Below are 25110 nucleotides of genomic sequence, written 5' to 3'. Positions count from 1 at the left end.
CGTTGATCTGCCATGGTGTTGTCAGGCGGGTTGAGCCACGGGAATGATCTGCATGCCCAGCTTTTTGTCGCGCGGACTGGCTCGACCGCAGTGGCAGCCGTTCTGCCAGATGCAAAACACTGGGAAACTGGCGCACAGCGGCTCGTGTCAGTGAGGGCCACGGCTAGGGTTGTGATATCCCCCATCAGCAGGGTTCGTCAGCGCTCACAGTCGCCCGCAGTTGGCGCCACAATCACTCGATATGAAAACCCTGCGGCACCAGTGCCCGTTCCGCTCGTCAAAGTTCGTGACGCGTGGGCAATGGGTTATTGGACAGCTTCGTTAGGCGGCACATAACGCGCCACTGTTTGCCACTGCTCCGAATACCGAAAGCCATTCATGCTTCAGCAAGGTCTCGTGGTCTTCGCCAAGAACAAGAAGCGCGTCTCTGCCTTCTACCAGCAGACGTTGGCCCTCGCAGTCGAAGAGTCGGACACCTCCCACGATCTTTTACGCGGTCATGGTTACGAGGTAGTCATCCACACCATTCCTCGCAAGTACGCCGCGGGAATAGCCATCGAGAAGCCGCCCAAGCCGCGAGAGGAAACCCCGTTCAAGCCTACCTTCGTGGTCGCAAGCCTTGCCGATGTTCGCCGCGCAGTCGAAGAAACAGGGGGCTACCTCAAGCCGGACACCGGAGCCTGGCACTTCCGCGGGCACACCGTACTGGATGGCTGGGACCCTGAAGGCAACGTTGTGCAGTTCAAGCAGCCTGAGTAGCTCATACCTCAGTAACGCCACCTGAACAGCTCCGCCGGTGCCGCCCAACGCCCCCTCTACAGGGACTCACCAGCGAATAAACCTGCCCGGAACTGACTGTTTTCGATAGGTGCCTTTGCCGTATTTCCATCCAGACCTGAGTTCGGGCTCGATGCAGCGCCACAGAGAACAGACTGCACATCTACAGGCTGCCTTGTTGCACTCGGGTTCGGTGCGGGCCCAGATACCAACCGCTTAGCAGGGTTCCATTCGTTCGCCGCCGTCGCCACAACTGGCGCGGCACAGGGTTCGTCGAGTTGGCCTGCTGCCGGTCTGACCTGTGTGATGCATCTTTGAACGCATCCGGCGCCGGCTCGCCAGCAGGGGGCCGGCCCTCGGATGGAGCTGTCGGAGACAATCGCGCCCATGGCAGTCCTCTCCATCTCCAACGCCCATCTAGCTTTCGGCCATGTGCCCCTGCTGGATGGCGCCAATTTCGCCCTTGAGACCGGCGAGCGCGTGGGCCTGATCGGCCGCAATGGCACGGGCAAGTCTTCCCTGTTGAAGATCCTGGCCGGCATCGAAAAGCTGGACGATGGCCTGCTGCAGCTGCAGCAGGGTCTGACCAGCGTCTATGTGCCGCAGGAGCCCGAGCTCAATCCCGAGGCCAGCATCTTCGAGGTGGTGAGCGAGGGCGTGGCCGAGGCCAAGGCCTTGCGCGAGCGCTTCGAGCTGCATGACCCGAACGACGATCTGGCCTGGGTGCAGGAGCGCATCGAGCATATCGGCGGCTGGACCTGGGAGCAGCGGGTGGACGAGACCCTGCAGCGCCTGGGGCTGGACGGGGCGCGCATCGTGGGCACCCTGTCGGGCGGCCTGAAGAAGCGCGTGGCCCTGGCACGCGCCCTGGTGGCCCAGCCCGATGTGCTGCTGCTGGACGAACCCACCAACCATCTGGACCTGGACGCCATCGCCTGGCTGGAGGGCCTGCTCAATGAGTTCAAGGGCTCGCTGCTGCTGATCACGCACGACCGCGCCTTTCTGGACAATGTGGCCAATCGCATCGTCGAGCTGGATCGCGGCCAGCTGCGCGGCTATCCGGGCAATTTCGCCGCCTTCCAGGCCGCCAAGGCCTATGAGCTGGAGAACGAGGCCCTGGCCAATGCGCGCTTCGACAAGCTGCTGGCCCAGGAAGAGGTCTGGATTCGCAAGGGCGTGGAGGCACGCCGCACCCGCAGCGTGGCCCGCGTGCAGCGCCTGCACGAGATGCGCGAGGCGCGCGCCGCTCGCCGCGATGTGCAGGGCAAGGTCCGCCTGGACATCGACACGGGCTCCAGCAGCGGCAAGATCGTGGCCGAGCTGGAGAACGTCAGCAAGCGCTATGGCGACCGGATGATCGTCGACGACTTCAGCGCCACCATTCTGCGCGGCGACAAGATCGGTCTGGTCGGCCCCAATGGCGCGGGCAAGACCACCCTGCTCAAGCTGATCCTGGGCGAGCTGCAGCCCGATAGCGGCGTGGTGCGCCAGGGCAGCAAGCTGACCGTGGCCTATTTCGACCAGATGCGCGACACGCTGAATCTGGACGCCACCCTGGCCGACACCATCAGCCCCGGCAGCGAGTGGATCGAGATCGGCACGCAGAAGAAGCACGTCAAGAGCTATCTGGGCGACTTCCTGTTCTCGCCGGCGCGGGCCAACTCGCCCGTCAAGAGCCTCTCGGGTGGCGAGCGCAACCGCCTGCTGCTGGCCCGTCTGTTTGCCCGCCCGGCCAATGTGCTGGTGCTGGACGAGCCGACCAATGACCTGGACATCGAGACCCTGGAGCTGCTCGAAGAACTGCTGGCCGACTATGACGGCACGGTCTTCCTGGTCAGCCACGATCGCCGCTTTCTGGACAATGTGGTGACCAGCACCATCGTCAACGAGGGCCCGGGCCGCTGGCGCGAGTACGAGGGCGATATCCAGGACTGGCTGACCCAGTCCAAGCGCGCGGCGGCGCTGCAGGCCAAGGCGGCCCCGGCGTCGGCTCCGGCCCCTGCAGCGGCGCCCGCGCCCGCCCCGGTGGTGGCCAACAAGCGCAAGCTCAGCTACAAGGAGCAGCGCGAGCTGGATGAGCTGCCGGCCAAGGTGGCGGCGCTGGAGGCGGAGCAGGTGCAGATCAATGCCCTGCTCAATGGCGTGGAGCTCTATGCCCAGGGGGCGGCCCGCATTGCCGAGGTGACGGCGCGCGCCGCGGAAATCGACGAAGAGCTGCTGGGCCTGCTGGAGCGCTGGGAAGTGCTGGAGGCCAAGTGAGCCGACATCCAGGCGGGCGGTTGACGGAACCTCAGGCTGTTTTGCGGCTCAGCTTGGCCGCCGGCACCATGGCACCCGAGCCCTTGAGCTGAACGATCAGCTCGCCATGGCTGATCACGATCTGGGCGACCCGATCCGGGCGTCCTTGATAGATCACATCCTCACCCACCCGCAAGGCGGGTGGAGGCTGGGTCAGGCTCGCGAGCAAGTCTTGCCGCTGTGGTCGCTGTCTGCTCGCCACAGCCTGCAGGCGCATGATCAGGTCAGGTCGCTCCCGTGCCAGCTTGGCCAGGGCGTCGCGCAGGGTGGTCTTGAGTTCATCGGCGGTGAAGGGCTTGCGCAGCAGGAAGCGTGAGCCCGCCGCCGTCGCCTGGGCCTGATGGGCGGGCGTGACCTCGAAGCTCAGCAAGGCCAGCCGGCAACCGGGCAGGTGGCGACGCAGCTCGGCATAGAGCTGCAGACCGCTCATGCTGGCCTTGGGAAACCAGTCCGTGATCAGGAAGTCGGGTCGGAATTCCCGTCCAATCTGCAGGGCACTCTCGGGGTCGGCGCAGTCGCGGAAGGACTCCGCGGCATAGCCCTGGCTCAGCATCAGCCGGCGTGCATAGGTGCGCACCCCTTCGAGAGGGTCGACGACCAGAAAGCGCGGCTCGTGGGGGGCTTCGGTGGGGCTCATGGGGCGCGTGCGCGGGCGAGTGTCGGGGATGGTAGATGCTAGCGGGCCGATTTGGCGATACTCATGCCAGACCTTTGGCGAGGGATCGGGCATGGGTTTGCGACTCAAGGTGGCGCTGTGGGTGTTGTTGCTGTACTTGCTGTGCGGCGGCTTGAGCCTGTGGTTGCTGCGTGAGCAGTTGCAGCGAAGTTACGGCGAACTGGATCGAGAAGCGGCCGTGGACCGGCTGGAGCTGCTGTTGCTGGCGCTGGATGACCAGTTTCTGCAGTTGGACCTGGAGCTGCGGCCCTGGAGCAACTGGGATGAGTTGCTCCAGCATGTGCGCAAGCCCGATACCGCGTTTGCAGCACGTAATCTCAGCCCACAGGCAATCGCGTCATCGGGCTTGAGCTGGCTGGCCGTGCACCGGGCCGATGGCTCTCTGGCCCTGCAGGCGGCCTCACCCGCGGCCGCCTCCTGGGGCCTGCCGCAGACCCTGTCGCCAGCCACGCGGGCGCTGATCGAGCGGGCACGGCTGGCCCAGGCGTCGGCCCCGCTGCCCTGCGGGCTGGCGCGTTCGGGTGAGCGTTTGCTCCTGCTGTGCCAGCGCCCGCTTTTGGGCAGCACAGGCCAAGTGGTGCCCGGGGATGCGGCGGTGGTCACCGCGGCGATCGCCATGGGGCCGCAGATTAGCTCGGCACTGGCACGCCGCAGCACCTTGCGTTTCACGCTGGAGCCGATTTCCCCCACGCAAGCGCTGGCGGGCGATGCACTGGCCGTCGAGCTGTCGACGCTGACGGGGTATGGGCCGGTGCGCTTGCGGGAACTGGACAGCGAGCTGCAGCTGAACTGGCCGCTGCGCGATATCGGCGGAGTGCCCGTGGTAGCCCTGCGAGCCTATTGGCCGCGCCAGGGGCTGCTGCGGGCCGAGGCCCTGCTGGAGCGTGTCGGCGCCCTGGTGCTGGGCCTGGCGGCGGCGCTGGCCCTGGGGCTGATGCTGGCCCTGGATCGTCTGGTGGTTGTGCGGCTGGCCAGGCTGGGGCGGGAAGTACGCGGGATCCGCGAGTCGCGCGACTGGAGGCGGCGGGTGTCGAAGCAGGGGGGCGACGAGGTGGCTGAGCTGGCTAAAGGCACAAACGCCCTGCTGGCCATCATTGCCGACCAGGTGCAGGCGCTGGAGGCGCTCACGCGCAGCGACCCCCTCACCGGACTGGCGAACCGGCGCGGCTTCGACGAGTACCTGGAGCAGGCCCTGAACCAGAGCCGGCGCGACGGCCGCCCCCTGTGCCTGCTGCTGGCGGATGTGGACTTCTTCAAGCGCTACAACGACCACTACGGGCACCAGCAGGGCGATCAAGCCCTCAAGATCGTGGCGGACTGCCTGGCCAGCTCGGGACGCCGCCCCGGCGATCTGGCCGCCAGGCTGGGCGGTGAGGAGTTTGCGCTGCTGCTGCCGGACACCGATCTGGACGGCGCCCGGCATTGCGCCGCCGCCCTGCAGCGGGCGTTGCGCGAGGCGGCGGTGGTGCATGAGGCGGGGCCCGAGACGGGCGTGCTGGGGCTGAGTCTGGGGCTGGCACAGCTGCAGCCCGAGGACGATGCCGAGCGGCTCTATCTGCGTGCCGACCAGGCCCTCTACCGCGCCAAGCAGGGCGGACGCAATCGCTTCAGCGAGTGAGGGCGCGGGCCGCTCAGGTGCGCTGCAGGGCGTCTCGCTCACGCTGCAGCTGGCGCCAGAATCTGGCGTCCTGGGCCGTGGCGAAGTTCAGGCGCATCAGCGTGCCGGGCTGGCGCGTGGCGCTGAACATCAGCCCGGGCGAGATGTGCCAGCCGGCATCCAGCATGCGCTGGGCCAGACGCTCCGTGTCCACGCCGGTGTCCACCCAGCCGAACAGGCCCTGGGGCGGGGCCGTGAACTGGCACCCCGCCTCCAGCGCCATGCGCACCACGCGCTGGCGGGCGGCGGCCAGCCTGTCCTGCACCCGTTCGGCATGCCGGCGCAGCTGCCCCTGCTCCAGGCACAGGGCCACGGCGCGCTCCAGCAAAGGGCTGCTGGTCAGGGTCTGCAACATCTTGGCCTCGGTGAGCCGGGTGATGCGCTCCGGGCTGGCGGCCAGATAGCCGACCCGGAAGGCCGGCGTGAGGATCTTGGAGAAACCCGAGACATAGATGCTGCGGCGCAGCCCATCCAGGGCCGAGAGGCGCGGCAGGTGGTTGGGCGCGAGGAAGGCATAGGTGTCGTCCTCGACGATGAAGAAGTCGCCCGCCTCGGCCAGTTGCAGGATGCGGTGTGCGGCGCCCAGGCTCAGGGTGTTGCCCGTGGGGTTGTGCAGGACCGAGACCGTGACATAGGCCCGCGGCCCATGCTGCTCGACCAGGCGCGCCATCACATCCAGGTCCGGGCCCTCGGCGCCGCGTGGCACGGGCAGCAGTCGCATGCCGGCCTGGGTCAGGCGCGCAAACTCGATGGCCCAGCCCGGCTCATCCACCAGCACCGCATCGCCGGGCTTGAGCAGGTTGCGGGTGATCAGGTCCAGGGCATGCGTGGCCCCGACGGTGCTGAGGATCTGCCCCGGTGTGCAGGCAATGCCCACATCGTCCAGGCGGCGGGTCAGTGCCATGCGCAGGCGCTCGTCGCCGGCGGGTTCACCGTATTGCAGCAGGAGCGGGCTGTCCTCGTCGCCGCTCTGCACGACGACGCGCCGCATGGTGGTTTGCAGCATGGCCTGATCCAGCCATTCGCTGGGCAGCGTGCCCAGGCCCGGTGCCGAGCTGGGGTCGGCCTGGAACATGCTGCGGATCAGGCTGCTGGCATCCAGCGGCTTCTCCGTCTGGCCGCCCGCGCGCGGCGTGCGTGTACCGCGTGTTGCAAGAGGCGCTGCGGGGGCGGCGCCGTCGCGTACAAAAAAGCCGCGCTGCTTGCGCGCTTCGAGCAGGCCTTGCGCCAGCAACTGGTCATAGGCGGCCACCACGGTATGGGGGCTCACACCATGGCGCTGCGCACATTCGCGCACCGAGGGCAGGCGCGCCCCGGGCAGCAGCAGGCTCTGGCGGATGCGCTCGGCATAGCGCTGTGCCAGCTGCTGGGCCAGGGGCACGCTGGAGCCGCGCGATAGCGCCGTGCCCTGTGGGCCGGCCGCGGTGCTTGTACTGGTCTTCATGCCGATACAGTGATTCTCGATGTGAGGAAAAGTGTACTGGTTCTGTATCGGTCTTGGCGCCTAGACTGGCCGCATGAGCACCGTCCATACCCCCAGCTCCAGTGAACAGACCCGCGGTCTGTGGCTGGGCTTCGTGGGTGTGTTCATCTTTGCGCTGAGCATTCCCATGACCCGCCTCGCGGGCGGTAGTGCCGAGGCGCCGCAGCTGGATCCGCTGTTCGTGGCGCTGGGTCGGGCGGCGCTGGCGGGCCTGCTGTCGGCGGTGTATCTGCGCCTGATCGGGGCGTCGTGGCCGCGCCGCGAGCACTGGCTGCCGCTGACTTGGGTCGCGCTGGGGGTGGTGTTCGGCTGGCCGCTGCTGCTGGGCTATGCGGTGCGCCATGTCGATGCGGTGCATGCTTCAGTGATCTCGGGTGTGTTGCCGCTCGCTACAGCCGCGATGGCCGCGCTGGTCTTGCGGCAGCGACCCTCGCTCGGTTTCTGGGCCTGCGCCGTCGCCGGTCTTGCCCTGGTGCTGGCCTTTGCGGCCTGGCGTGGTGCGGCGGGTCTGCAATGGGCTGATGGGCTGCTGCTGGCGGCGGTCTTGAGCGCCTCGTCAGGCTATGTGGGCGGCGCACGACTGAGCACGCAGATGGCGCCGCAGCAAGTGATCTGCTGGGTGTTGGTGCTGAGCCTGCCGCTGACCCTGCCCGCGGGCTTGCTGAGCTGGCCCAAGACGCCTGTGGCGTGGTCGGCCTGGGGCGGCTTTCTGTATGTGTCGGTGTTCTCGATGTGGCTGGGCTTCTTCGCCTGGTATCGCGCATTGGCCCTGGGTGGCACGCTGCGCGTGAGTCAGGTGCAGGTGCTGCAGCCCTTCTTGTCCATGCTGCTGGCGGTGCCGCTGCTGGGTGAGCATCTGGATGCGATGACGCTGGGCTTTGGCGCTGCGGTGATCGCGGTGGTGTGGCTGGGCAAGCGCATGCCGGTGGACCAAGTACGGAAGGACTAGACCGCATGCGGATGCTGGCCGCGACTGATTCACAATCAACCCCCTCACCCGTCGGCACCTGACCGGCGGCATCTTTCGGAGAATTTCCCATGAGCACCGTCTGGACCCAGGCCCGTCGCGCGGCCCGCATGAACCCGTCCATCATCCGCGAGATCCTCAAGGTCACCGAGAAGCCGGGCATCCTGTCCATGGCCGGTGGCCTGCCCTCGGCCGATACCTTTCCGGTGGACGCCATCAAGAGCGCTTGCGATCGGGTGCTGAGCCAGAATCCGCGCGAGTCTCTGCAGTACGCCGCCAGCGAGGGTTTTGCCCCGCTGCGCGACTGGGTGGCGAGCCGCGTGTCGGCCCTGGGCATGGACGTGAAGCCCGAGCAGGTGCTGGTGACCAGCGGCTCGCAGCAGGGCCTGGACCTGATCGGCAAGATCATGTGCGACGCTGGCGCGCCCGTGGCCGTGGAGACCCCGACCTATCTCGGCGCGCTGCAGGCCTTCAATCCCTTCGAGCCGCTGTATGCCAGCCTGGCCAGTGACGGCGAGGGCGTGCGCCCCGAAGCCCTGCGCGCCTTGCCGCATGATGCGCCGGGCACGCGATTCGCCTATCTGCTGCCCAACTATCAGAACCCGACCGGTCGCGTGATGAGCGCGGCACGCCGCCAGGAGGTGGTGGCCGCCGCACAGGCCGCTGGCGTGCCCATCGTCGAGGACAACCCCTACGGTGATCTGTGGTTCGACCAGCCGCCGCCGAACGCCCTGTCCTCGCTGTGGCCCGAGGGCAGCGTGTACCTGGGCTCCTTCTCCAAGGTGCTCACCCCCGGCTTCCGCCTGGGCTACATGATTGCGCCGCCCGAGCTGTATCCGAAGCTGCTGCAGGCCAAGCAGGCCGCCGACCTGCACACGCCGGGCTTCAACCAGCGTGTGGTCTACGAGGTGATCAAGGACGGTTTCCTGGACCAGCATGTGCCTCAGATTCGCGCCCGCTACAAGGCCAACCGCGATGCGATGGCGGTGGCTCTGCGCGAGCACCTGCCCGAGGGCTGCGAATGGCAGAGCCCCGAGGGCGGCATGTTCTTCTGGATCCGCCTGCCCGAGGGCCTGGATGCCATGGCCCTGCTGGAAACGGCGGTGGAGGCGGGTGTGGCCTTTGTGCCGGGCGCGGCCTTCTATGCCCAGCGCCCCGATCCCCGCACTCTGCGTCTGTCCTTTGTGACGCTCACGCCGGACTTGATTGGCGAGGGTGTGGCCATCCTGGGTCGCGTGCTGCGCGAGGCTCTGGCCGAGGTGCCGGCCCTGAGCACCCCCTGAACTGTCACGGAGATGTCGCGATGAGCGAGCTGCGCCGCTTTGTACAAGTCGATGTGTTCACGGCCCAGCCGCTCAAGGGCAATGCCCTGGCCGTGGTGGTGGACGCCGCTGGCCTGGATGAGTCGCAGATGGCCGCGTTTGCGCGCTGGACCAATCTCAGCGAAACCACCTTTCTGCTGCCCCCCACTGACCCGGCGGCGGACTATCGCGTGCGCATCTTCACGCCCGGCGGCGAGCTGCCTTTCGCGGGCCATCCCACCCTGGGCTCGGCCCATGCCTGGCTGGCCTCGGGCGGCGATCCCAAGCGCCCGGGCGAGCTGGTGCAGCAATGCGGCATTGGCCTGGTGCGGGTGAAGCGGGAGGGTGCTCGACTGGCCTTCGCGGCGCCCCCATTGCGCCGCAGTGGGCCGGTGCAGGAGGCGGGTCTGCGCGAGCAGGTGCTGGCATCGCTGCGCATCCCGTCGGCCGATTTGCTGGATCTGGTTTGGGTAGATAACGGCCCGGGCTGGATGGCTGCACGCCTGAAGGATGCCGCTGCGGTGCGCGCGCTGCAGCCCGATTTCGTGGCCATGCGCGGGCTCAAGCTGGGCGTGGTCGGCGCCCAGCCCGCAGGGGCCGACACCCAGTTCGAGCTGCGGGCCTTTGTGCCCACCCTCGGCGTGCCCGAGGATCCGGTCACGGGCAGTCTCAATGCCGGCGTGGCCCTGTGGCTGCAGGCTGCCGGTCTGGCATCCGACAACTACGTGGCCTCACAAGGTTCGGCCCTGGGTCGCGACGGGCGTGTGTACGTGCGACGCGAAGGAGATCAGACCTGGATTGGCGGCGATGTCACGCCCCTGATTCATGGCCAGGTGAGGCTCTGAGCGATGGTGATGCAGCTTGATCATTTGGTGGTCGGCGCCGCCACGCTGGACGAGGGCGTGGCCTGGTGCGAGCGCGTGCTGGGTCTGAGCCCGGCCCCGGGCGGCAGCCATGCCCTGATGGGCACGCACAACCGCCTGCTCAATATCAGCTCGGCGGCCCATCCTCGCTGCTATCTGGAAATCATTGCCATCGACCCGCTAGCGCCAGGGCCGGTGGGCCGGGCACGCTGGTTCGATCTGGACCAGCCCGCCCTGCAGCAGGCCCTGCGGGAGCAGGGGCCGGGCCTGATCCATTGGGTGGCACGCGTGGCCCAGATGGATGCTGCCCTGGCCCAGATGCGCAGCGAGGGCGTCGATGCCGGCGAGCCGGTGGCGGCCCAGCGCGGCGATCTGCGCTGGCGCATCGCGCTGCGCCAGGACGGTCGGCGCCTGCGCCGCGAGGGCCTGCCCACCCTCATCGAATGGGCCGCGGGCGGCCCCCATCCGGCCGATCAGCTGCCCGTCAGCGGCATCAGCCTGCAGCGCTTCGAGGCGCGCGACGGCCTGAACGCCTGGCTGGACACGCCGCGTGGCGAGGTGCAGCTGAGCCTGCTGGCTTGAGTGGCTTGAGGAGATGAGTTTGAACGAGCCTACCCAGGACCTGTTCCGTGAAGACGCCCAGCTGCGTGAATGCGGCGCCACCCTGCTGCGCGCGGACGAGCGCGGCCTGCTGCTGGACCGCACCGTCTTCTATCCCCTGGGCGGCGGCCAGGCCGGCGACGCCGGCTGGCTGCGTCTGGCCGATGGGCGGGAGATCGCCATCGCCGACACCCGCAAGGGCGAGGGCGGCGAGATCCTGCACATCCCGGCGCCCGACACCGTACTGGACGGGCTGGTGCCGGGTCTTGCCCTGACCGCGCATATTGACTGGGCGCGCCGCCATGCCCATATGCGCTTTCACACCGCCATCCACCTGCTCTGCGCCCTGGTGCCGCATCCGGTGGACGGCTGCTCCATCACGGCCGGCTATGCCCGCCTGGACTTCCACACCACCGAGCCCCTGGACAAGGAGGCGCTGACGGCGGGCCTGGCCCGCCTGGTGGCCGGCGCCCATGCGGTGAGCCACAGCTGGATCAGCGACGAGCAGCTGGACGCCAACCCCGGCCTGGTGCGCAGCATGAGCGTGCAGCCTCCGCGCGGCACGGGCCGGGTTCGGGTGCTCAAGATCGAGGGCGTGGATCTGCAGCCCTGCGGCGGCACCCATGTGGCAAACACGGCCGAGATCGGCCCCGTCATCGTGACCAAGATTGAGAAGAAATCGGCCAAGACCCGCCGGGTCGTGCTGGGCTTTGCCTCATGAGCACGCTGAAGGTTCTCGGGCGAGCCGGCTCCATCAATGTGCGCAAGGTGCTGTGGACCTGCGTGGAGCTGGGGCTGGATGTCGAGCGCGAGGAGCGCGACTGGCGCTCGCGCGAGTTTCTGGCGCTGAACCCCAACGGCCTGATGCCGGTGCTGCTGGACGGACCCGACTTCGTGCTCTGGGAGAGCAATACCATCTGCCGCTATCTGGCTGGGCGCGAGGGGCGTGTTGATTTGCTGCCGGCTGCACCGCGCGAGCGCGCGCTGGTGGAGCGCTGGATGGACTGGCAGGCCACCGAGCTGAACAATAGCTGGCGCTATTCCTTCATGGGCCTGGTGCGGCAGAGCATTGCGCACCAGGAGGCATCATTGCAGCGCGCCAGCATCGAGAGCTGGAACCGGCATATGGCGATGCTGGAGACGCAATTGCAAGCCACTGGCGGCTTTGTGGCCGGTCTGCGCTTCACTCTGGCCGATGTGGTGATCGGCCTGTCCGCCCACCGCTGGCGGGCCATGCCCATGGCGCGGCCCGAGCTACCGGCTGTGGAGGCTTATTACCAGCGGCTGTGCGAGCGGCCGGGCTTCATCGCCCACGGGCGCGACGCCGGGCCTTGAGGCCGGCGCGCCCCTCGCGCGACGCCCGAGGATCCGGCTTTGCCGGTCCTGCGGGCGTGCCCCCTTGAGGGGGCGCGCGAAGCGCGTAGGGGGTGGGCGATGCCCGCTCAAGGATTGCGGAAATCGTCGTGGCAGGCCTTGCAGGTCTGGGCGGCGCTGCCGAAGGCGGCCTTGAGTTGATCCAGGTTGTTGGCCTTGGCGGCCACGGCCAGCTTGGCGACCTCGTCCTGCATCTTCTTGGCGCCGGCATCGAACTTGGCGCGCTCGCTCCAGACATTGGCCTTGGGCGTGCCCTTCTCGGTGCCTGAGGTGCCCTCGACAAAGCCGGCGAAGGGCAGCTTGGCCAGGTCGGCCACGATCTCGGCATTGGCCGCAGCGGCGGCGCCATCGAACGGCGCGCGGCCCTGGGCCATGGCGCCGATGCGGCTGAAGTGGGTGGCCATCACGGTGAAGGCGGCCTTGCGGTACTTGACCGCGTCCTCGGGCTTCTGGAACTGGGCGGCCGCGGGCAGGGCGGCGAGCAGACCGGCCGTGGCCGTCAGGGTGAGCAGGGCTTGCTTCATCTTCATGCTGGGGTCCTCATGGGATGGGTGGATCACTCGCCGGGAACCTGGCGCCAACGCAGTGTACGGAGTCTTGCCGGGCGCTGCAGCAGTTTCGGGCGCAGGGCGTTCATGGGCTATCGTTGGGCCTTTGCAGGGGCCGGAGCTTGCGTCTTGAGCCCCGGAGCGGGATGTGGAGGTGATGCATGCAGCAAGAAGAGGGTATGAAGGCGGTTCGGGTCTGGGATCTGCCCACCCGCCTGTTTCACTGGGCCTTGGTGCTGTGTGTGCTGGGAGCGGTGCTCAGTGCCAAGATCGGCGGCAACGCCATGGTCTGGCATATGCGGTTGGGCTACGCGGTGCTGGCCCTGCTGCTGTTCCGCCTGGCCTGGGGGCTGGTGGGGGGGCATTGGTCGCGCTTTGTCAGCTTTGTGCCGGGGCCGGGCAAGCTGCTGCGCTATCTGCGGGGGCGTTCGCGGCCCGAGGAGGGCGTTGAGATCGGGCACAACCCGCTGGGCGCCTTGTCGGTATTGGCCATGCTGGGCTGGCTTTTCCTGCAGGTGGGTTCGGGCTTGATCGCGGACGACGAGATTGCCATCACCGGACCGCTGGTGCGTTTCGTGAGCACCGAAACCAGCCTGTTCTGGACCTCGCACCACAAGAGCTGGGGGCAGTGGGGCATCTACGCTCTGGTGGGGCTGCATCTGCTGGCCCTGTTGTTCTACCGTGTGATCAAGGGTCGCAATCTGTTGGGGCCCATGTTGGGCGGGGACAAGATATTGCCGCCCGGCTCGGTGGGTTCGCGAGACAGTCTGGGTAGTCGCCTGCTGGCCTTGCTGCTCTTGTTGGCCAGCGTCGCGGCAGTGGCCTGGCTGCTCAGCCTGGCGGCTTTCTGAGCTCTCGCTACACTGCTTTGATGTCCAGCAGCTCCGCCCCCACGCCCTTGATTGAGCTCACCATTGCGGCCAGCGCCGAGGACTGGGAGTTCACGCGTGCCATCCTGAGGGAGTACAGCCGCACCCTGCCGGTCGACCTGGACTTCCAGGGTTTTGAGGCGGAGCTGCAGGGTCTTCCGGGCGACTATGAGGAGCCGGGCGGGCTCATGTTGCTGGCCAAGGTCGACGGGGCCTTGGCCGGTTGTGGCGCTTTTCGCCCGCTGCCGGACGCGGACTACGCCAATGCCTGCGAGATGAAACGGCTCTATGTGCGTCCTGCGTTTCGGCGCTTCGGCCTGGGGCGCAGCCTGGCCCAGGCCCTGATGGACAGGGCCACCGAGGCGGGCTACTCCGCGATGCTGCTGGACACCCTGGACGATATGGAGGCCGCACGCGGGCTCTACGAGAGCCTGGGCTTTGTCGAGGTGCCGCCCTATTACTTCAACCCCCTGCCCGGGGCGCATTACCTCAAGGTCGAGCTTGGGTGATTCGGGGGGGCGCCGGTTACGGCCGGTTCCGCGCGTAGCATGCCGGGCATGAGCGCCAACCCGTCTTCCGCTGTCTCTTCCCTGATCGAATGTGCCAGCCCGCACCGCGCGGTGTTGGGTGAGTCGCCGCTATGGCACGAGCAGGAGCAATGTCTTTATTACGTGGACATCGCCGAACGTCAGGTTTGGCGCCTCAATCCGCGTAGCGGGGAGCAGCATCATTGGCAGCTGGATAGCCAGCCCGGCTGTATCGCGCGCCTGGATGGCGGCGGGCTGCTGGTGGCCCAGCGCAACGGTTTGTGGCGCCTGGATACGGTCAGCGGTGCTCATGAGAAGCTGGCGCCGTCCCCCTATGACCCCGAGCGCCAGCGCTTCAACGATGGCAAGACCGACGCTCAGGGGCGCTTCTGGGTGGGCACCATCGATGATGCGCGCGCGCCCCACTCGGCGCTCTACCGCTATGCCGAGGGCCGCTTCACCATGATGGCGGACGGCATCGTCACATCCAACGGTCTGGCCTTCAGTCCCGATCAGCGACGCATGTACTGGAGCGACACCAAGGCGCACGAGGTCTACTGCCTGCCGTTCGATGTCGACGGCGGCACGGTCGGCGTTCGTCAGAGCTTTGCGCGCTTTGCGCCACGTGCCCCGGCGCAATCGCTGCAGGACTACGGCGGCCGACCCGACGGGGCGGCGGTGGACGTCGAGGGCTGCTACTGGGTGGCCATGTTCGAGGGGCAGTGCCTGCTGCGGCTGTCGCCCGACGGCGCCTTGCTTGAGCGTGTGGACCTGCCCGTGCGCTGCCCCACCATGCCGGCCTTTGGCGACGACGATATGCGCACGCTCTACATCACCACGGCCAGGGAGGGGCGGCCTGCCAAGGAACTGGCCGCGCAGCCCTGGGCGGGTGCGGTCCTGAGGCTGCGAGTGGCGGTGCCCGGTCTGCCGATCGCCGCGGCGCGCCTCTGAGTTGCGAGGGGCGATTTACGCGGGGCCTGCGGGCGCTGTCGGGATTTCGCCCGTGCTCCCTGCCGGGCCTTGTCAGGCTATTGCGGGTTTCCACATATAATCTTTGGGTTTTGCCGACCGCCCCCAAGCAAACGTGAACCCAAAAGAGACGCGCGCCGGACGACTGGATGCGCAGCCCGACTGGGATGACGCGAGCCAGGGAGATGCGGCCGACGAAGTGGCTTTCAAGGCCCTGACGCGAGAAGAAGCGCAGGCCTTGCGAGCCAGGATCCCTCCGCTCTCGCCTTGGCGAGTGGTGGCGGCTCAGGCTGCTGCGGGGGTGTTCTGTGCTGCGCTCTGGTGGTTGTTCACGCAGGAGGGCAGCAAAGCGTGGTCTGCGCTGTATGGCGTGATCGCGGTGGTGGTGCCCAATGCCTTGATGGCCTGGGGTACCAGCAGACGACCGGTAGGTCATGCGGGAGCGGCCTTGCTCTCGCTGATGTTCTGGGAGTTGATCAAGATAGTGCTGGTCATTGCCATTCTGGTGGCAGTGGCCATGAAGGCGAGTGATCTGAGTTGGCCGGCTCTGCTGCTGACCATGATCGTGAGCTTGAAGGTTAATTGGCTGGCTCTGCTGATGCAGGGTCGAATCAAGAAAATTAGCGACGGAAACTGAACATGGCAGCCGAAGGTCACGCGCCCAGCGCTGGTGAGTACATCACTCACCACCTGCAACACCTGCAGAAGAACTTCTCGTTCGAGAGCGTCAAGCAGACGAGCATCGTCGACTTCAGCCTGTTCAATCTGGACTCCGTGTTCTTCTCGGTGGTTCTGGGTGCTCTGGGCTGCTTCCTGCTGTGGCGCGCCGCACGCAAGGCCACCTCGGGCGTGCCGGGCCGCTTCCAGGCTGCCGTCGAGATCCTGTCCGAGATGGTCGAGAACCAGGCTAAGGGCGTGATCCACAACGCCGAGAGCCGCAAGCTGGTCTCGCCTCTGGCCCTGACCGTGTTCGTCTGGATTTTCCTGATGAACGCCATGGACATGTTGCCGGTGGATCTGATCCCCTCGATCTGGCACAGTGCCGGTCCGGCCATGGGCTTCAAGGACTATATGCGCGTGGTGCCCACCGCCGACCTGTCCACCACCCTGGGCCTGTCCACCGCCGTGTTGCTGATGTGCTTCTACTACAACATCAAGATCAAGGGTCTGGGTGGTTGGGGCCATGAGCTGATCTCCGCGCCCTTCGGCGCCCATCCGGCCCTGTGGCCCTTCAATTTCGCCATGCAGGTGATCGAGTTCGTCGCCAAGACGGTCTCTCACGGCATGCGACTGTTCGGCAATATGTTTGCCGGCGAACTGGTGTTCATGCTGATCGCGCTGATGGGTGGCGCGTTCGCGATGACGGCTACGGGCATTGGTCTGGCTATCGGCCACATCATTGCCGGTACGGTGTGGACGCTGTTCCACATTCTGGTGATCACGCTGCAGGCCTTCATCTTCATGATGCTGACGCTGATCTATATCGGGCAGGCGCACGACGCGCACTGATCCGGCGAGTTAGTAGTTCTTTCCTTCCTTTCCTTTCTCTCTTTTTCCTCTAGGAGCAAACAATGGAAAACATCCTCGGCCTCGTGGCACTGGCTTGCGGCATCATCGTTGGTCTGGGCGCCATCGGCGCTTCCATCGGCATCGCGCTGATGGGCGGCAAGTTCCTGGAGTCTTCCGCTCGCCAGCCTGAGCTGATGAACGAACTGCAGACCAAGATGTTCATTCTGGCCGGTCTGATCGACGCTGCCTTCCTGATCGGTGTGGCTATCGCTCTGCTGTTCGCCTTCGCCAATCCCTTCGTTCTGCGCTAATTTCCGCCGGACCTTTCACGACTGAAAGGATCGTGCCGTGAATATCAACGCAACACTGTTCATCCAGGCGATCGTCTTCGCGATCCTGGTGTGGTTCACCATGCGCTTCGTGTGGCCGCCCATCACCAAGGCGCTGGACGAGCGTGCTCAGAAGATCGCTGACGGCCTGGCCGCGGCCGACAAGGCCAAGACCGAGCTGGCTTCGGCCAACAAGCGCGTCGACGAGCAACTGGCCGCTACCCGCAACGAGACCGCAAAGCTGCTGTCCGACGCGGAGAAGCGTGCCGCCGCTATCGTGGACGAGGCTCGCGGCAAGGCCAACGAAGAGGCTGCCAAGATCATCGCCGCCGCCAAGGCCGAGGCCGAGCAGCAGTCCGTGCGTGCCCGTGAAGCCCTGCGCGAGCAGGTCGCCTCGCTGGCCGTCAAGGGCGCCGAGCAGATCCTGCAAAAGGAGGTCAATGCCTCCGTTCATGCAGAGCTGCTGGGCCGTCTGAAGACGGAGCTGTAACCATGGCTGAGCTCGCAACCATTGCCCGGCCCTATGCCGAAGCGCTCTTCCAGGTCGCGGCCAAGCATGACGTGAAGGCCTGGGGTCAGCAGCTCGACGCGCTGGCCCTGGTGGCCCAGGATGCCGAGCTGCGCTCGTTTGCCGACAACCCCAAGATCACCTCGCAACAGGTGTTCGACGTCATCGCGGCCGCTGCCAAGCTGCCCCTGGCCGACGGGGTGCAGAACCTTCTGCGTGCGGTGATCGAGAACGGGCGTCTGGCAGCGCTGCCGGCGGTGGTCGGGCAATTCCATGCCCTGGCCAATGCCGCGGCCGGCGTGGCCGATGCGCACATCTACAGCGCCTACCCCATCGAGCCGGCTCAGCTGGCCGAGGTGGTGGCGTCTCTGGAGAAGCGCTTCGGCCGCAAGCTCGAAGCTCATGTTCAGCTGGAGCCTTCACTGATCGGCGGTATCCGCGTGGTGGTCGGCGACGAGGTGCTGGACACCTCGGTCAAGGCCCGCCTGGAACGCATGAAGGTGGCGCTCACCGCTTGACGACAAGCGCGACGACACTGAACGAATCACCCCTGTGTCACCCCGCGCTCTGGTAACAGACGCTAGACCAGATGGGAGCAAGCAATGCAACTGAATCCTGCTGAAATTTCCGAACTGATCAAGAGCCGTATCGAAGGGCTCGGTGCATCGACGGACGTCCGTAACCAGGGCACCGTGGTGTCCGTGTCCGACGGCATCGTGCGCGTCCACGGCCTGTCCGAGGTGATGCAAGGCGAAATGCTGGAGTTCCCGGCTGGCGCCGATGGTCAGCCCTCCTTCGGCCTGGCCCTGAACCTCGAGCGCGACTCCGTCGGCGCCGTGATTCTGGGTGCCTACGAGCACATCTCCGAAGGCGACACCGTCAAGTGCACGGGCCGCATCCTGGAAGTGCCGGTCGGCCCCGAGCTGATCGGCCGCGTGGTGAACGCCCTGGGTCAGCCCATCGACGGCAAGGGCCCGATCAACGCCAAGATGACGGACGTGATCGAGAAGGTCGCTCCTGGCGTGATCGCCCGTAAGTCGGTGGACCAGCCGGTGCAGACCGGTCTGAAGTCGATCGACTCCATGGTGCCCGTCGGCCGTGGCCAGCGCGAGCTGATCATTGGCGACCGCCAGACCGGCAAGACCGCCGTGGCGATCGACGCGATCATCAACCAGAAGGGTCAGAACATGACCTGCATCTACGTCGCGATCGGCCAGAAGGCCTCGTCGATCAAGAACGTGGTGCGCGCCCTGGAAGCCGCCGGCGCGATGGAGTACACCATCGTCGTGGCCGCCAGCGCCTCTGAGTCCGCTGCCATGCAGTATGTGTCGGCCTACTCCGGCTGCACGATGGGCGAATACTTCCGCGACCGCGGTCAAGACGCCCTGATCGTCTATGACGATCTGTCCAAGCAGGCCGTGGCTTACCGCCAGGTCTCGCTGCTGCTGCGTCGTCCCCCGGGCCGCGAAGCCTTCCCCGGCGACGTGTTCTATCTCCACAGCCGTCTGCTGGAGCGCGCCGCTCGCGTGAACGCCGACTACGTGGAAGCCTTCACCAAGGGTGAAGTGAAGGGCAAGACCGGTTCGCTGACCGCCCTGCCCATCATTGAAACCCAGGCCGGCGACGTGTCCGCCTTCGTTCCGACCAACGTGATCTCGATCACCGACGGTCAGATCTTCCTGGAAACCAACCTGTTCAACGCCGGCATCCGTCCCGCAATCAACGCCGGTATCTCGGTGTCGCGAGTCGGTGGCGCTGCCCAGACCAAGCTGATCAAGTCGCTGTCCGGCGGTATCCGTACCGACCTGGCCCAGTACCGTGAGCTGGCTGCCTTCGCGCAGTTCGCCTCCGACCTGGACGCCGCGACCCGCAAGCAGCTGGACCGTGGCGCCCGCGTGACCGAGCTGCTCAAGCAGGCTCAGTACTCGCCGCTGTCGATCAGCCTGATGGGCGCTTCGCTGTACGCCGCCAACAAGGGTTTCCTGGACGACATCGAAGTGAAGAAGGTCCTGGCTTTCGAGCACGGCCTGCATCAGTTCCTGAAGACCAGCCACGCCGCTCTGCTGGCCAAGCTGGAAGCCGACAAGGCCATGGACAAGGATGCCGAAGCCGAGCTGAACGCTGCGATCACCGCGTTCAAGAAGTCCTTCGCCTAAGCAACCATGACCGGGTGCCAGCGCAAGTGAGCACCCGGCCTTAACAGGAGAAATCATGGCAGCAGGCAAGGAAATACGCGGCAAGATCAAGTCGGTCGAGAACACCAAGAAGATCACCAAGGCCATGGAAATGGTCGCGGCGTCCAAGATGCGCAAGGCGCAGGACCGGATGCGTGCGGCTCGCCCCTACAGCGACAAGATCGGCAATATCGCCGCCAACCTGTCGCAGGCCAACCCTGAGTACAAGCACCCCTTCCTGGTCCAGAACGATGGCGCCAAGAAGGCGGGCTTCGTGGTCGTGACCACGGACAAGGGTCTGTGCGGTGGCCTCAACACCAACGTGCTGCGCGCTGTCACCGGCAAGCTCAAGGAGCTGGAAGCCGCGGGACAGAGCGCCGAGGTGGTGGCGATCGGCAACAAGGGTCTGGGCTTCATGAATCGCATCGGCGCCAAGGTGGTGGCTCAGGCCATCCAGCTGGGCGACCAACCGCATATCGAGAAGCTGATCGGCCCGGTCAAGGTGCTGCTCGACAAGTACGTCGCGGGCGAGCTGTCGGCGGTCTACCTGTGCTACACGCGTTTCATCAACACGATGAAGCAGGAGCCGGTGGTGCAGCAGCTGCTGCCCCTGTCGACCGAAGGCATGAAGACCGAAGGCGCCGGCAAGCACTCGTGGGACTACCTCTACGAGCCCGATGCCGCGACCGTGATCGACGAGCTGCTGGTGCGCTACACCGAGGCCCTGGTTTACCAGGCCGTCGCGGAAAACATGGCGTCCGAGCAATCGGCCCGCATGGTGGCGATGAAGGCCGCAACCGACAACGCAGGCACCCTGATCGGTGAGCTGAAGCTGGTCTACAACAAGACCCGCCAGGCCGCGATCACCAAGGAGCTGAGCGAGATCGTGAGCGGCGCCGCCGCCATCGGCTGATCGCGCGTCAAGCAGCAGCAAAGTTTTGGAATTGAAGGAACGAAAAAATGGCTAACACTCAATCGGTGGGCAAGATCGTTCAGTGCATCGGCGCCGTGGTGGACGTGGAGTTCCCGCGCGACCAGATGCCCAAGGTGTACGACGCCCTGAAGATGGAAGGCTCGGCGCTGACGCTGGAAGTCCAGCAGCAGCTGGGCGACGGCGTGGTGCGCACCATTGCTCTGGGTTCGTCCGACGGCCTGCGCCGCGGCACCCAGGTCTACAACACCGGCACCACCATCCAGGTGCCCGTGGGCAAGGCAACGCTCGGCCGCATCATGGACGTGCTGGGCAACCCGATCGACGAGCGTGGCCCGGTTGATCAGGCGCTGACCGCCTCGATCCACCGCACGGCACCGGCTTACGACGAGCTGAGCCCCTCGCAAGACCTGCTGGAAACCGGCATCAAGGTGATCGACCTGATCTGCCCGTTCGCCAAGGGCGGCAAGGTGGGTCTGTTCGGTGGCGCCGGCGTGGGCAAGACCGTGAACATGATGGAGCTCATCAACAACATCGCCAAGGCTCACTCGGGTCTGTCGGTGTTCGCTGGTGTGGGCGAGCGTACCCGTGAGGGCAACGACTTCTATCACGAGATGGCCGACTCCGGCGTCGTGAACCTGGAGAAGCTCGAGGACTCCAAGGTGTCCATGGTCTACGGCCAGATGAACGAGCCGCCGGGCAACCGTCTGCGCGTGGCCCTGACCGGCCTGACCATCGCTGAGTCCTTCCGTGACGAAGGCCGCGACGTGCTGTTCTTCGTGGACAACATCTACCGCTACACCCTGGCCGGTACCGAAGTGTCCGCTCTGCTGGGCCGTATGCCTTCCGCCGTGGGCTACCAGCCGACGCTGGCCGAGGAAATGGGCCGCCTGCAGGAGCGCATCACCTCGACCAAGGTGGGTTCGATCACCTCGATCCAGGCCGTGTACGTCCCTGCGGATGACCTGACCGACCCGTCGCCCGCGACCACCTTCGGTCACCTGGACGCCACCGTCGTGCTGTCGCGTGACATCGCCGCCCTGGGTATCTACCCCGCCGTGGACCCGCTGGACTCGACCTCGCGTCAGATCGACCCGAACGTCATCGGCGAAGAGCACTACAGCACCACCCGCTCCGTGCAGGCCGTGCTGCAGCGCTACAAGGAACTGCGCGACATCATCGCGATTCTGGGCATGGACGAGCTGTCCCCCGAGGACAAGCTGGCCGTGGCCCGCGCCCGCAAGATCCAGCGTTTCCTGTCGCAGCCCTTCCACGTGGCCGAAGTCTTCACCGGCTCGCCCGGCAAGTACGTCCCGCTGAAGGAAACCATCCGCGGCTTCAAGATGATCGTGAACGGCGAGTGCGACCACCTGCCCGAGCAGGCCTTCTACATGGTCGGCACGATCGACGAGGCGTTTGAGAAGGCCAAGAAGATTCAGTAATGCCTGACGGGGCGCGCCAGCGCGCCCCTCTCGCAGACCGAATCTCTTTTCTCACACGCTAAGGAAGATTGAACATGGCAACCATTCATGTTGACGTGGTGTCCGCCGAAGAGCAGATCTTCTCCGGCGAGGCCAAGTTCGTCGCGTTGCCGGGTGAAAACGGCGAGCTGGGCATCCTGCCCCAGCACACGCCGCTGATCACCCGCATCAAGCCCGGTGCCGTGCGCATCGAGACGGCTCAAGGCGGCGAGGAGTTCGTCTTCGTGGCCGGCGGCATTCTCGAGGTGCAACCCGGCACGGTGACCGTGCTGGCCGACACCGCGATCCGCGGCAAGGACCTGGACGAAGCCAAGGCGCTCGATGCCAAGAAGCTGGCCGAGGAAGCGATGAAGAACGCCAAGAGCGATATCGACTTTGCCGCCGCGCAAAGCGAGTTCGCTGCCATGGCCGCCCAGATCGCGGCCCTGCGCAAGTTCCGCAAGAAGTAATCGTCAAGAATCCCGGCGGCGCGCGCGTCACCGTAAGATTCCAGAGGCCCGCAGACGCAAGTCCGGCGGGCCTTGTCTTTTGATACTGCTGCCCCGATTGCCCCACGCCATGGCCACACCCATTGCTCTGACCCGCTACCAAGGCCTGGAAGCCCTGGAACTGCTTGCGCCCGACGGCGCGCGTGCCATCTTGCTCCTGCATGGCGCCCATCTCGTCTCCTGGACACCCTCTGGCGGCGAGGAACAGCTCTACCTCTCACCCCAGAGCGCCTTTGCCACCGGCCAGGCCATTCGTGGGGGTGTGCCCGTGTGCTTCCCGCAGTTTGCAGCGCGCGGCCCGCTCAAGAAGCATGGCTTTGCGCGGACCAAGCCCTGGCAGCTCGTGTCGGCCGAAGTCGGGGAGGATGATGCCCTGGCCGTGCTGCGGCTGACGGACGATGCGGCGAGCCGCATGGTCTGGCCGCATGGCTTCGAAGCCGAGTTGAGCGTGCGTGTTGCGGGCCAGACTCTGGAGCTCGAGTTGGCCTGCGAAAACACCGGCGAGAGCGAGTTCGAGTTCACCACCGCCCTGCACAGCTATCTGCGCGTGGGCGCCCTGGGGGACGCCAGCCTCTCCGGCTTGGCCGGCCTGCATTATCTGGACGCCGTCACGGGCCAGGAACAGCGCCAGCGCAGCGATCTGCTCCTGCCCGGCAGCCCGGGACAGGAAGACCTGGACCGCATCTACTACCAGGTGGCCGGCCCCCTGCTCCTCACAGAGCAGGGTGAGGGGCCCGCGCGCCGCCTGGAGATCCGTCAGCAGGGCTTTGCCGACGCCGTGGTCTGGAACCCCGGAGCGGCCAAATGCGCCGAACTGGCCGATATGCCCCCCGAGGGCTACGAGCACATGCTCTGCGTGGAGGCCGCATCCGTCGAGCGCCCGGTCCGCCTGGCGCCCGGCGAGAGCTGGGCGGGGCTGCAGAGCCTGACGTTGCTTTGATGCAACCGGAAGGGAAAGCCCTTTCCTACCGTTGGGGGTGTAGCCCCTCATACGCCCAAGTGTGATCGCTAACATCCGCGCGCTGCTGAACGTGCAGGGAGGACTGGCGCGGATCGGCAGGCCGGCGCCGCGAGAGGTTAATGTGCCGGGCTGTCAACGGCGGTTTGTTTGCCGCCACCCATAGTTCCCCCAAAGCAGCGCCGCCCTCCGTCCGAGGGTGGCCGTATAGAACTACATGTCCATTTTTGGGGGGTATTTCATGCTGAAGAAGTCATCTTCTCGTCTACAACGTCTGGGCCTCGGCGTCACGTTGCTGGCTTTCCTGGGCGCGTGCTCTACAGCGTCAAAGGACATCTCCGCAGCATATGTATCGCCGATGCAGTACCAAGCCTATGACTGCCAGCAACTTGTAGCGGAATCGCAGCGCATCCAGTCTCGATACGTGGAGCTAGGGGGGCGCCTCGATCAAGCAGCGTCGAATGACAAGGCGCTGGTGGGCGTTGGCATGATCTTGTTCTGGCCAGCTCTGTTTGCGCTCGGCGGAACCAAGCAGCAAGAAGCCGAGTATTCGCGACTGAAGGGCGAGTACGAAGCTGTTAGCCAGTCCAGCATCCAGAAACGTTGCGGCAGTTTGCAAGCGGCAACTCCCCCTGTGGCTGCGGCTAGCGCCGTCAAGACGAACTGATTGGACAGCATATGAAGAAGTCAGCGTACCTTGGCTGGGCCAAGCGCATCCTCACTCTGTCTTTGGCTTCACTGCTGGTCGCATGCGCAGCGCCGGCCCGCATTGATCAAATGCAGGTCAATTCCTCACTGGCGACACGAACCGCCGCGAAGGAGTCTTCGCTACGCGACAGCGTGTCTATTCGTGATGTGACCGGCGGCAAGGATACGAATCCGTTGTGGATCTCCAGCGTCTCGAGCAATGACTTCGAGCGTGCGCTGGAGGTGTCGTTGCGGGATGCTGGACTTTGGTCTCCCAATCGTCAGGCGAGCAAGTATCTGTTGGTGGTTCACCTCGAGAAGCTGGACCAACCATTTGGTGGCTTCGATATGACTGTGACGGCCAATGTGCGTTACAGCCTGGTTGAGCGAGCCAGCAACAAGGCTGTGTTTGAGCGCTCGCTTTCGACGCCGTATACGGCGAAGCTGAGCGACGCCTTTCTCGGCGTTGAGCGAATGAAGCTGGCCAACGAAGGTGCTGTTCGTACCAATATTCAACAGCTGATTGACCAACTGGTCGCGCTGAAGTTGACCGTCGCTGAACTGAAGATTCAGCAGTAGCTTCAAATCGCGCTTGCTACGACAGTAGTGGGCCGTCAGGCAACTCGTTAGGGTTCGCCTGGCCTGCGGCAAGGGGGTAGTGCTGCAGCAGCAGCGCCCCGATGCGGTCCACCGCATCGGCCAGTCCGGCCTCGAACTCGCCGCGCCTGAAGGCGCTGCGCATCTGCGCCAGCATCTCTTCCCAGAGCTCGGGCGGGACGCTGCGCGTCAGGCCGCGGTCGGCCACGATCTCGATGCGGTGCTCGGCCAGCAGCAGGTAGATCAGCACACCGTTGTTGTGCTCGGTGTCCCAGACCCGCTGCTTGCCGAACATGGCGATGGCGCGCTCGCGCGCGCTGGCGCGGCGCCAGAGGTAAGACAGGGGCAGGCTCGCCTCCACGCACAGGCGGATCTCGCCGCTGTGCGCGGCCTCGCTGGCCGCCACACGCTGGCGCAAGCGCTCCAGCGCGGCCGGCGGCAGCACGCGCCGGGCATCGGTCTCGTCCCAGAGCCGGTGGGCGATGAAGCGCCGCCAGAAGCCCTTGTGCTGCATCACCAGTCCCCCGAGGCACCACCGC

At 66.0% G+C, this 25110-nt stretch carries 28 protein-coding genes; 24 read left to right on the top strand and 4 right to left on the bottom strand.

The genetic code is table 11. From position 1 onward, the window contains the following. Positions 1-378 precede the first annotated feature (378 nt). Positions 379-759, top strand: a complete 381-nt coding sequence (locus tag ACK5F2_RS06850) for a hypothetical protein (RefSeq protein WP_409863714.1) — start codon at positions 379-381, stop codon at positions 757-759. A 405-nt stretch (positions 760-1164) separates the two neighbouring features. Then, positions 1165-3036, top strand: a complete 1872-nt coding sequence (locus ACK5F2_RS06845) for an ATP-binding cassette domain-containing protein (RefSeq protein WP_409863713.1) — start codon at positions 1165-1167, stop codon at positions 3034-3036. 31 nt (positions 3037-3067) lie between these two features. Here ACK5F2_RS06845 and ACK5F2_RS06840 read toward each other — a convergent pair whose 3' ends face one another. Further along, positions 3068-3712 carry a response regulator gene (locus ACK5F2_RS06840; RefSeq protein WP_409863712.1) on the bottom strand — a complete coding sequence of 215 codons (645 nt, stop codon included), beginning with the start codon at positions 3710-3712 and terminating at the stop codon, positions 3068-3070. A gap of 91 nt (positions 3713-3803) precedes the next feature. Between ACK5F2_RS06840 and ACK5F2_RS06835 the strand changes: the two genes are divergently transcribed. Then, positions 3804-5369, top strand: a complete 1566-nt coding sequence (locus tag ACK5F2_RS06835; RefSeq protein WP_409863711.1) for a diguanylate cyclase domain-containing protein — start codon at positions 3804-3806, stop codon at positions 5367-5369. Positions 5370-5382: 13 nt separating this feature from the next. Here ACK5F2_RS06835 and ACK5F2_RS06830 read toward each other — a convergent pair whose 3' ends face one another. After that, positions 5383-6852: a PLP-dependent aminotransferase family protein gene (locus ACK5F2_RS06830; protein WP_409863709.1), complete on the bottom strand. Its 1470-nt coding sequence runs from the start codon at positions 6850-6852 to the stop codon at positions 5383-5385. Positions 6853-6925: 73 nt separating this feature from the next. On the opposite strand from ACK5F2_RS06830, the gene ACK5F2_RS06825 reads away from it, so the two are divergent. From ACK5F2_RS06825 to ACK5F2_RS06800, 6 genes are all read left to right on the top strand, one after another. Continuing rightward, on the top strand, positions 6926-7840 hold the full coding sequence (locus ACK5F2_RS06825) for a DMT family transporter (RefSeq protein WP_409863708.1): 915 nt from the start codon (positions 6926-6928) through the stop codon (positions 7838-7840). A gap of 89 nt (positions 7841-7929) precedes the next feature. After that, entirely contained in the window at positions 7930-9141 is a 1212-nt protein-coding gene (locus ACK5F2_RS06820) for a PLP-dependent aminotransferase family protein (protein WP_409863706.1), read from the top strand. A 20-nt stretch (positions 9142-9161) separates the two neighbouring features. Next, positions 9162-10004 (top strand): PhzF family phenazine biosynthesis protein, encoded by an 843-nt coding sequence (locus tag ACK5F2_RS06815; RefSeq protein WP_409863705.1) that lies wholly within the window; start codon positions 9162-9164, stop codon positions 10002-10004. A gap of 9 nt (positions 10005-10013) precedes the next feature. After that, a complete protein-coding gene (locus tag ACK5F2_RS06810) occupies positions 10014-10604 on the top strand; it encodes a VOC family protein (RefSeq protein ID WP_409863703.1) in 591 nt (196 codons plus the stop codon). A 19-nt stretch (positions 10605-10623) separates the two neighbouring features. Continuing rightward, a complete protein-coding gene (locus tag ACK5F2_RS06805; protein ID WP_409863702.1) occupies positions 10624-11343 on the top strand; it encodes an alanyl-tRNA editing protein in 720 nt (239 codons plus the stop codon). Continuing rightward, a complete protein-coding gene (locus ACK5F2_RS06800; protein WP_409863701.1) occupies positions 11340-11957 on the top strand; it encodes a glutathione S-transferase family protein in 618 nt (205 codons plus the stop codon). The genes ACK5F2_RS06805 and ACK5F2_RS06800 overlap by 4 nt, the downstream gene beginning before the upstream one ends. 107 nt (positions 11958-12064) lie before the next feature. On the opposite strand, the gene ACK5F2_RS06795 is transcribed toward ACK5F2_RS06800, so the two are convergent. Then, positions 12065-12520, bottom strand: a complete 456-nt coding sequence (locus tag ACK5F2_RS06795) for a c-type cytochrome (protein ID WP_409863721.1) — start codon at positions 12518-12520, stop codon at positions 12065-12067. Between the two features lie 185 nt (positions 12521-12705). On the opposite strand from ACK5F2_RS06795, the gene ACK5F2_RS06790 reads away from it, so the two are divergent. The 15 genes from ACK5F2_RS06790 (at position 12706) to ACK5F2_RS06720 (ending at position 24553) form a co-directional block, all read left to right on the top strand. Beyond that, positions 12706-13395, top strand: coding sequence for a cytochrome b/b6 domain-containing protein (locus ACK5F2_RS06790; protein ID WP_409863700.1), 690 nt, complete (start codon positions 12706-12708; stop codon positions 13393-13395). Between the two features lie 20 nt (positions 13396-13415). Continuing rightward, on the top strand, positions 13416-13922 hold the full coding sequence (locus ACK5F2_RS06785) for a GNAT family N-acetyltransferase (protein WP_409863699.1): 507 nt from the start codon (positions 13416-13418) through the stop codon (positions 13920-13922). Positions 13923-13970: 48 nt separating this feature from the next. Beyond that, complete coding sequence (locus ACK5F2_RS06780) at positions 13971-14891, top strand: SMP-30/gluconolactonase/LRE family protein (RefSeq protein ID WP_409863698.1); 921 nt, start codon at positions 13971-13973, stop codon at positions 14889-14891. A gap of 103 nt (positions 14892-14994) precedes the next feature. Further along, entirely contained in the window at positions 14995-15546 is a 552-nt protein-coding gene (locus tag ACK5F2_RS06775; protein ID WP_409863697.1) for an ATP synthase subunit I, read from the top strand. Positions 15547-15548: 2 nt separating this feature from the next. Next, on the top strand, positions 15549-16418 hold the full coding sequence (atpB, locus tag ACK5F2_RS06770) for a F0F1 ATP synthase subunit A (protein WP_409863696.1): 870 nt from the start codon (positions 15549-15551) through the stop codon (positions 16416-16418). A gap of 62 nt (positions 16419-16480) precedes the next feature. Then, positions 16481-16729, top strand: a complete 249-nt coding sequence (gene atpE, locus ACK5F2_RS06765; RefSeq protein WP_058933479.1) for a F0F1 ATP synthase subunit C — start codon at positions 16481-16483, stop codon at positions 16727-16729. Between the two features lie 37 nt (positions 16730-16766). After that, the gene (locus ACK5F2_RS06760) at positions 16767-17237 is read left to right on the top strand and encodes a F0F1 ATP synthase subunit B (protein WP_409863695.1); all 471 of its coding nucleotides are present in this window, start codon (positions 16767-16769) and stop codon (positions 17235-17237) included. A 2-nt stretch (positions 17238-17239) separates the two neighbouring features. After that, positions 17240-17773 (top strand): F0F1 ATP synthase subunit delta, encoded by a 534-nt coding sequence (locus ACK5F2_RS06755; protein WP_409863694.1) that lies wholly within the window; start codon positions 17240-17242, stop codon positions 17771-17773. Positions 17774-17857: 84 nt separating this feature from the next. Beyond that, complete coding sequence (atpA, locus tag ACK5F2_RS06750) at positions 17858-19411, top strand: F0F1 ATP synthase subunit alpha (RefSeq protein ID WP_409863693.1); 1554 nt, start codon at positions 17858-17860, stop codon at positions 19409-19411. 55 nt (positions 19412-19466) lie between these two features. Then, positions 19467-20342 (top strand): F0F1 ATP synthase subunit gamma, encoded by an 876-nt coding sequence (gene atpG / locus ACK5F2_RS06745; RefSeq protein WP_409863692.1) that lies wholly within the window; start codon positions 19467-19469, stop codon positions 20340-20342. A gap of 47 nt (positions 20343-20389) precedes the next feature. Next, positions 20390-21802 carry a F0F1 ATP synthase subunit beta gene (atpD, locus tag ACK5F2_RS06740; protein ID WP_409863691.1) on the top strand — a complete coding sequence of 471 codons (1413 nt, stop codon included), beginning with the start codon at positions 20390-20392 and terminating at the stop codon, positions 21800-21802. 74 nt (positions 21803-21876) lie between these two features. Beyond that, positions 21877-22290, top strand: coding sequence for a F0F1 ATP synthase subunit epsilon (locus ACK5F2_RS06735; protein ID WP_409863690.1), 414 nt, complete (start codon positions 21877-21879; stop codon positions 22288-22290). A 109-nt stretch (positions 22291-22399) separates the two neighbouring features. After that, positions 22400-23269, top strand: coding sequence for a D-hexose-6-phosphate mutarotase (locus ACK5F2_RS06730; protein ID WP_409863688.1), 870 nt, complete (start codon positions 22400-22402; stop codon positions 23267-23269). 259 nt (positions 23270-23528) lie between these two features. After that, positions 23529-23954 carry a hypothetical protein gene (locus ACK5F2_RS06725; protein ID WP_409863687.1) on the top strand — a complete coding sequence of 142 codons (426 nt, stop codon included), beginning with the start codon at positions 23529-23531 and terminating at the stop codon, positions 23952-23954. An 11-nt stretch (positions 23955-23965) separates the two neighbouring features. Further along, positions 23966-24553 (top strand): hypothetical protein, encoded by a 588-nt coding sequence (locus ACK5F2_RS06720; RefSeq protein WP_409863685.1) that lies wholly within the window; start codon positions 23966-23968, stop codon positions 24551-24553. Between the two features lie 16 nt (positions 24554-24569). Here the strand turns inward: ACK5F2_RS06720 and ACK5F2_RS06715 are convergent, their stop codons facing one another. Continuing rightward, entirely contained in the window at positions 24570-25085 is a 516-nt protein-coding gene (locus ACK5F2_RS06715) for a TPM domain-containing protein (RefSeq protein WP_409863720.1), read from the bottom strand. Positions 25086-25110 lie beyond the last annotated feature (25 nt).

The sequence above is a fragment of the Roseateles sp. genome (assembly GCF_046300915.1).
Lineage (GTDB): Bacteria > Pseudomonadota > Gammaproteobacteria > Burkholderiales > Burkholderiaceae_C > Kinneretia.
The sequence above is the reverse complement of the archived record's forward strand: the minus strand, read 5'-3'. Positions and strand labels throughout refer to the sequence as shown.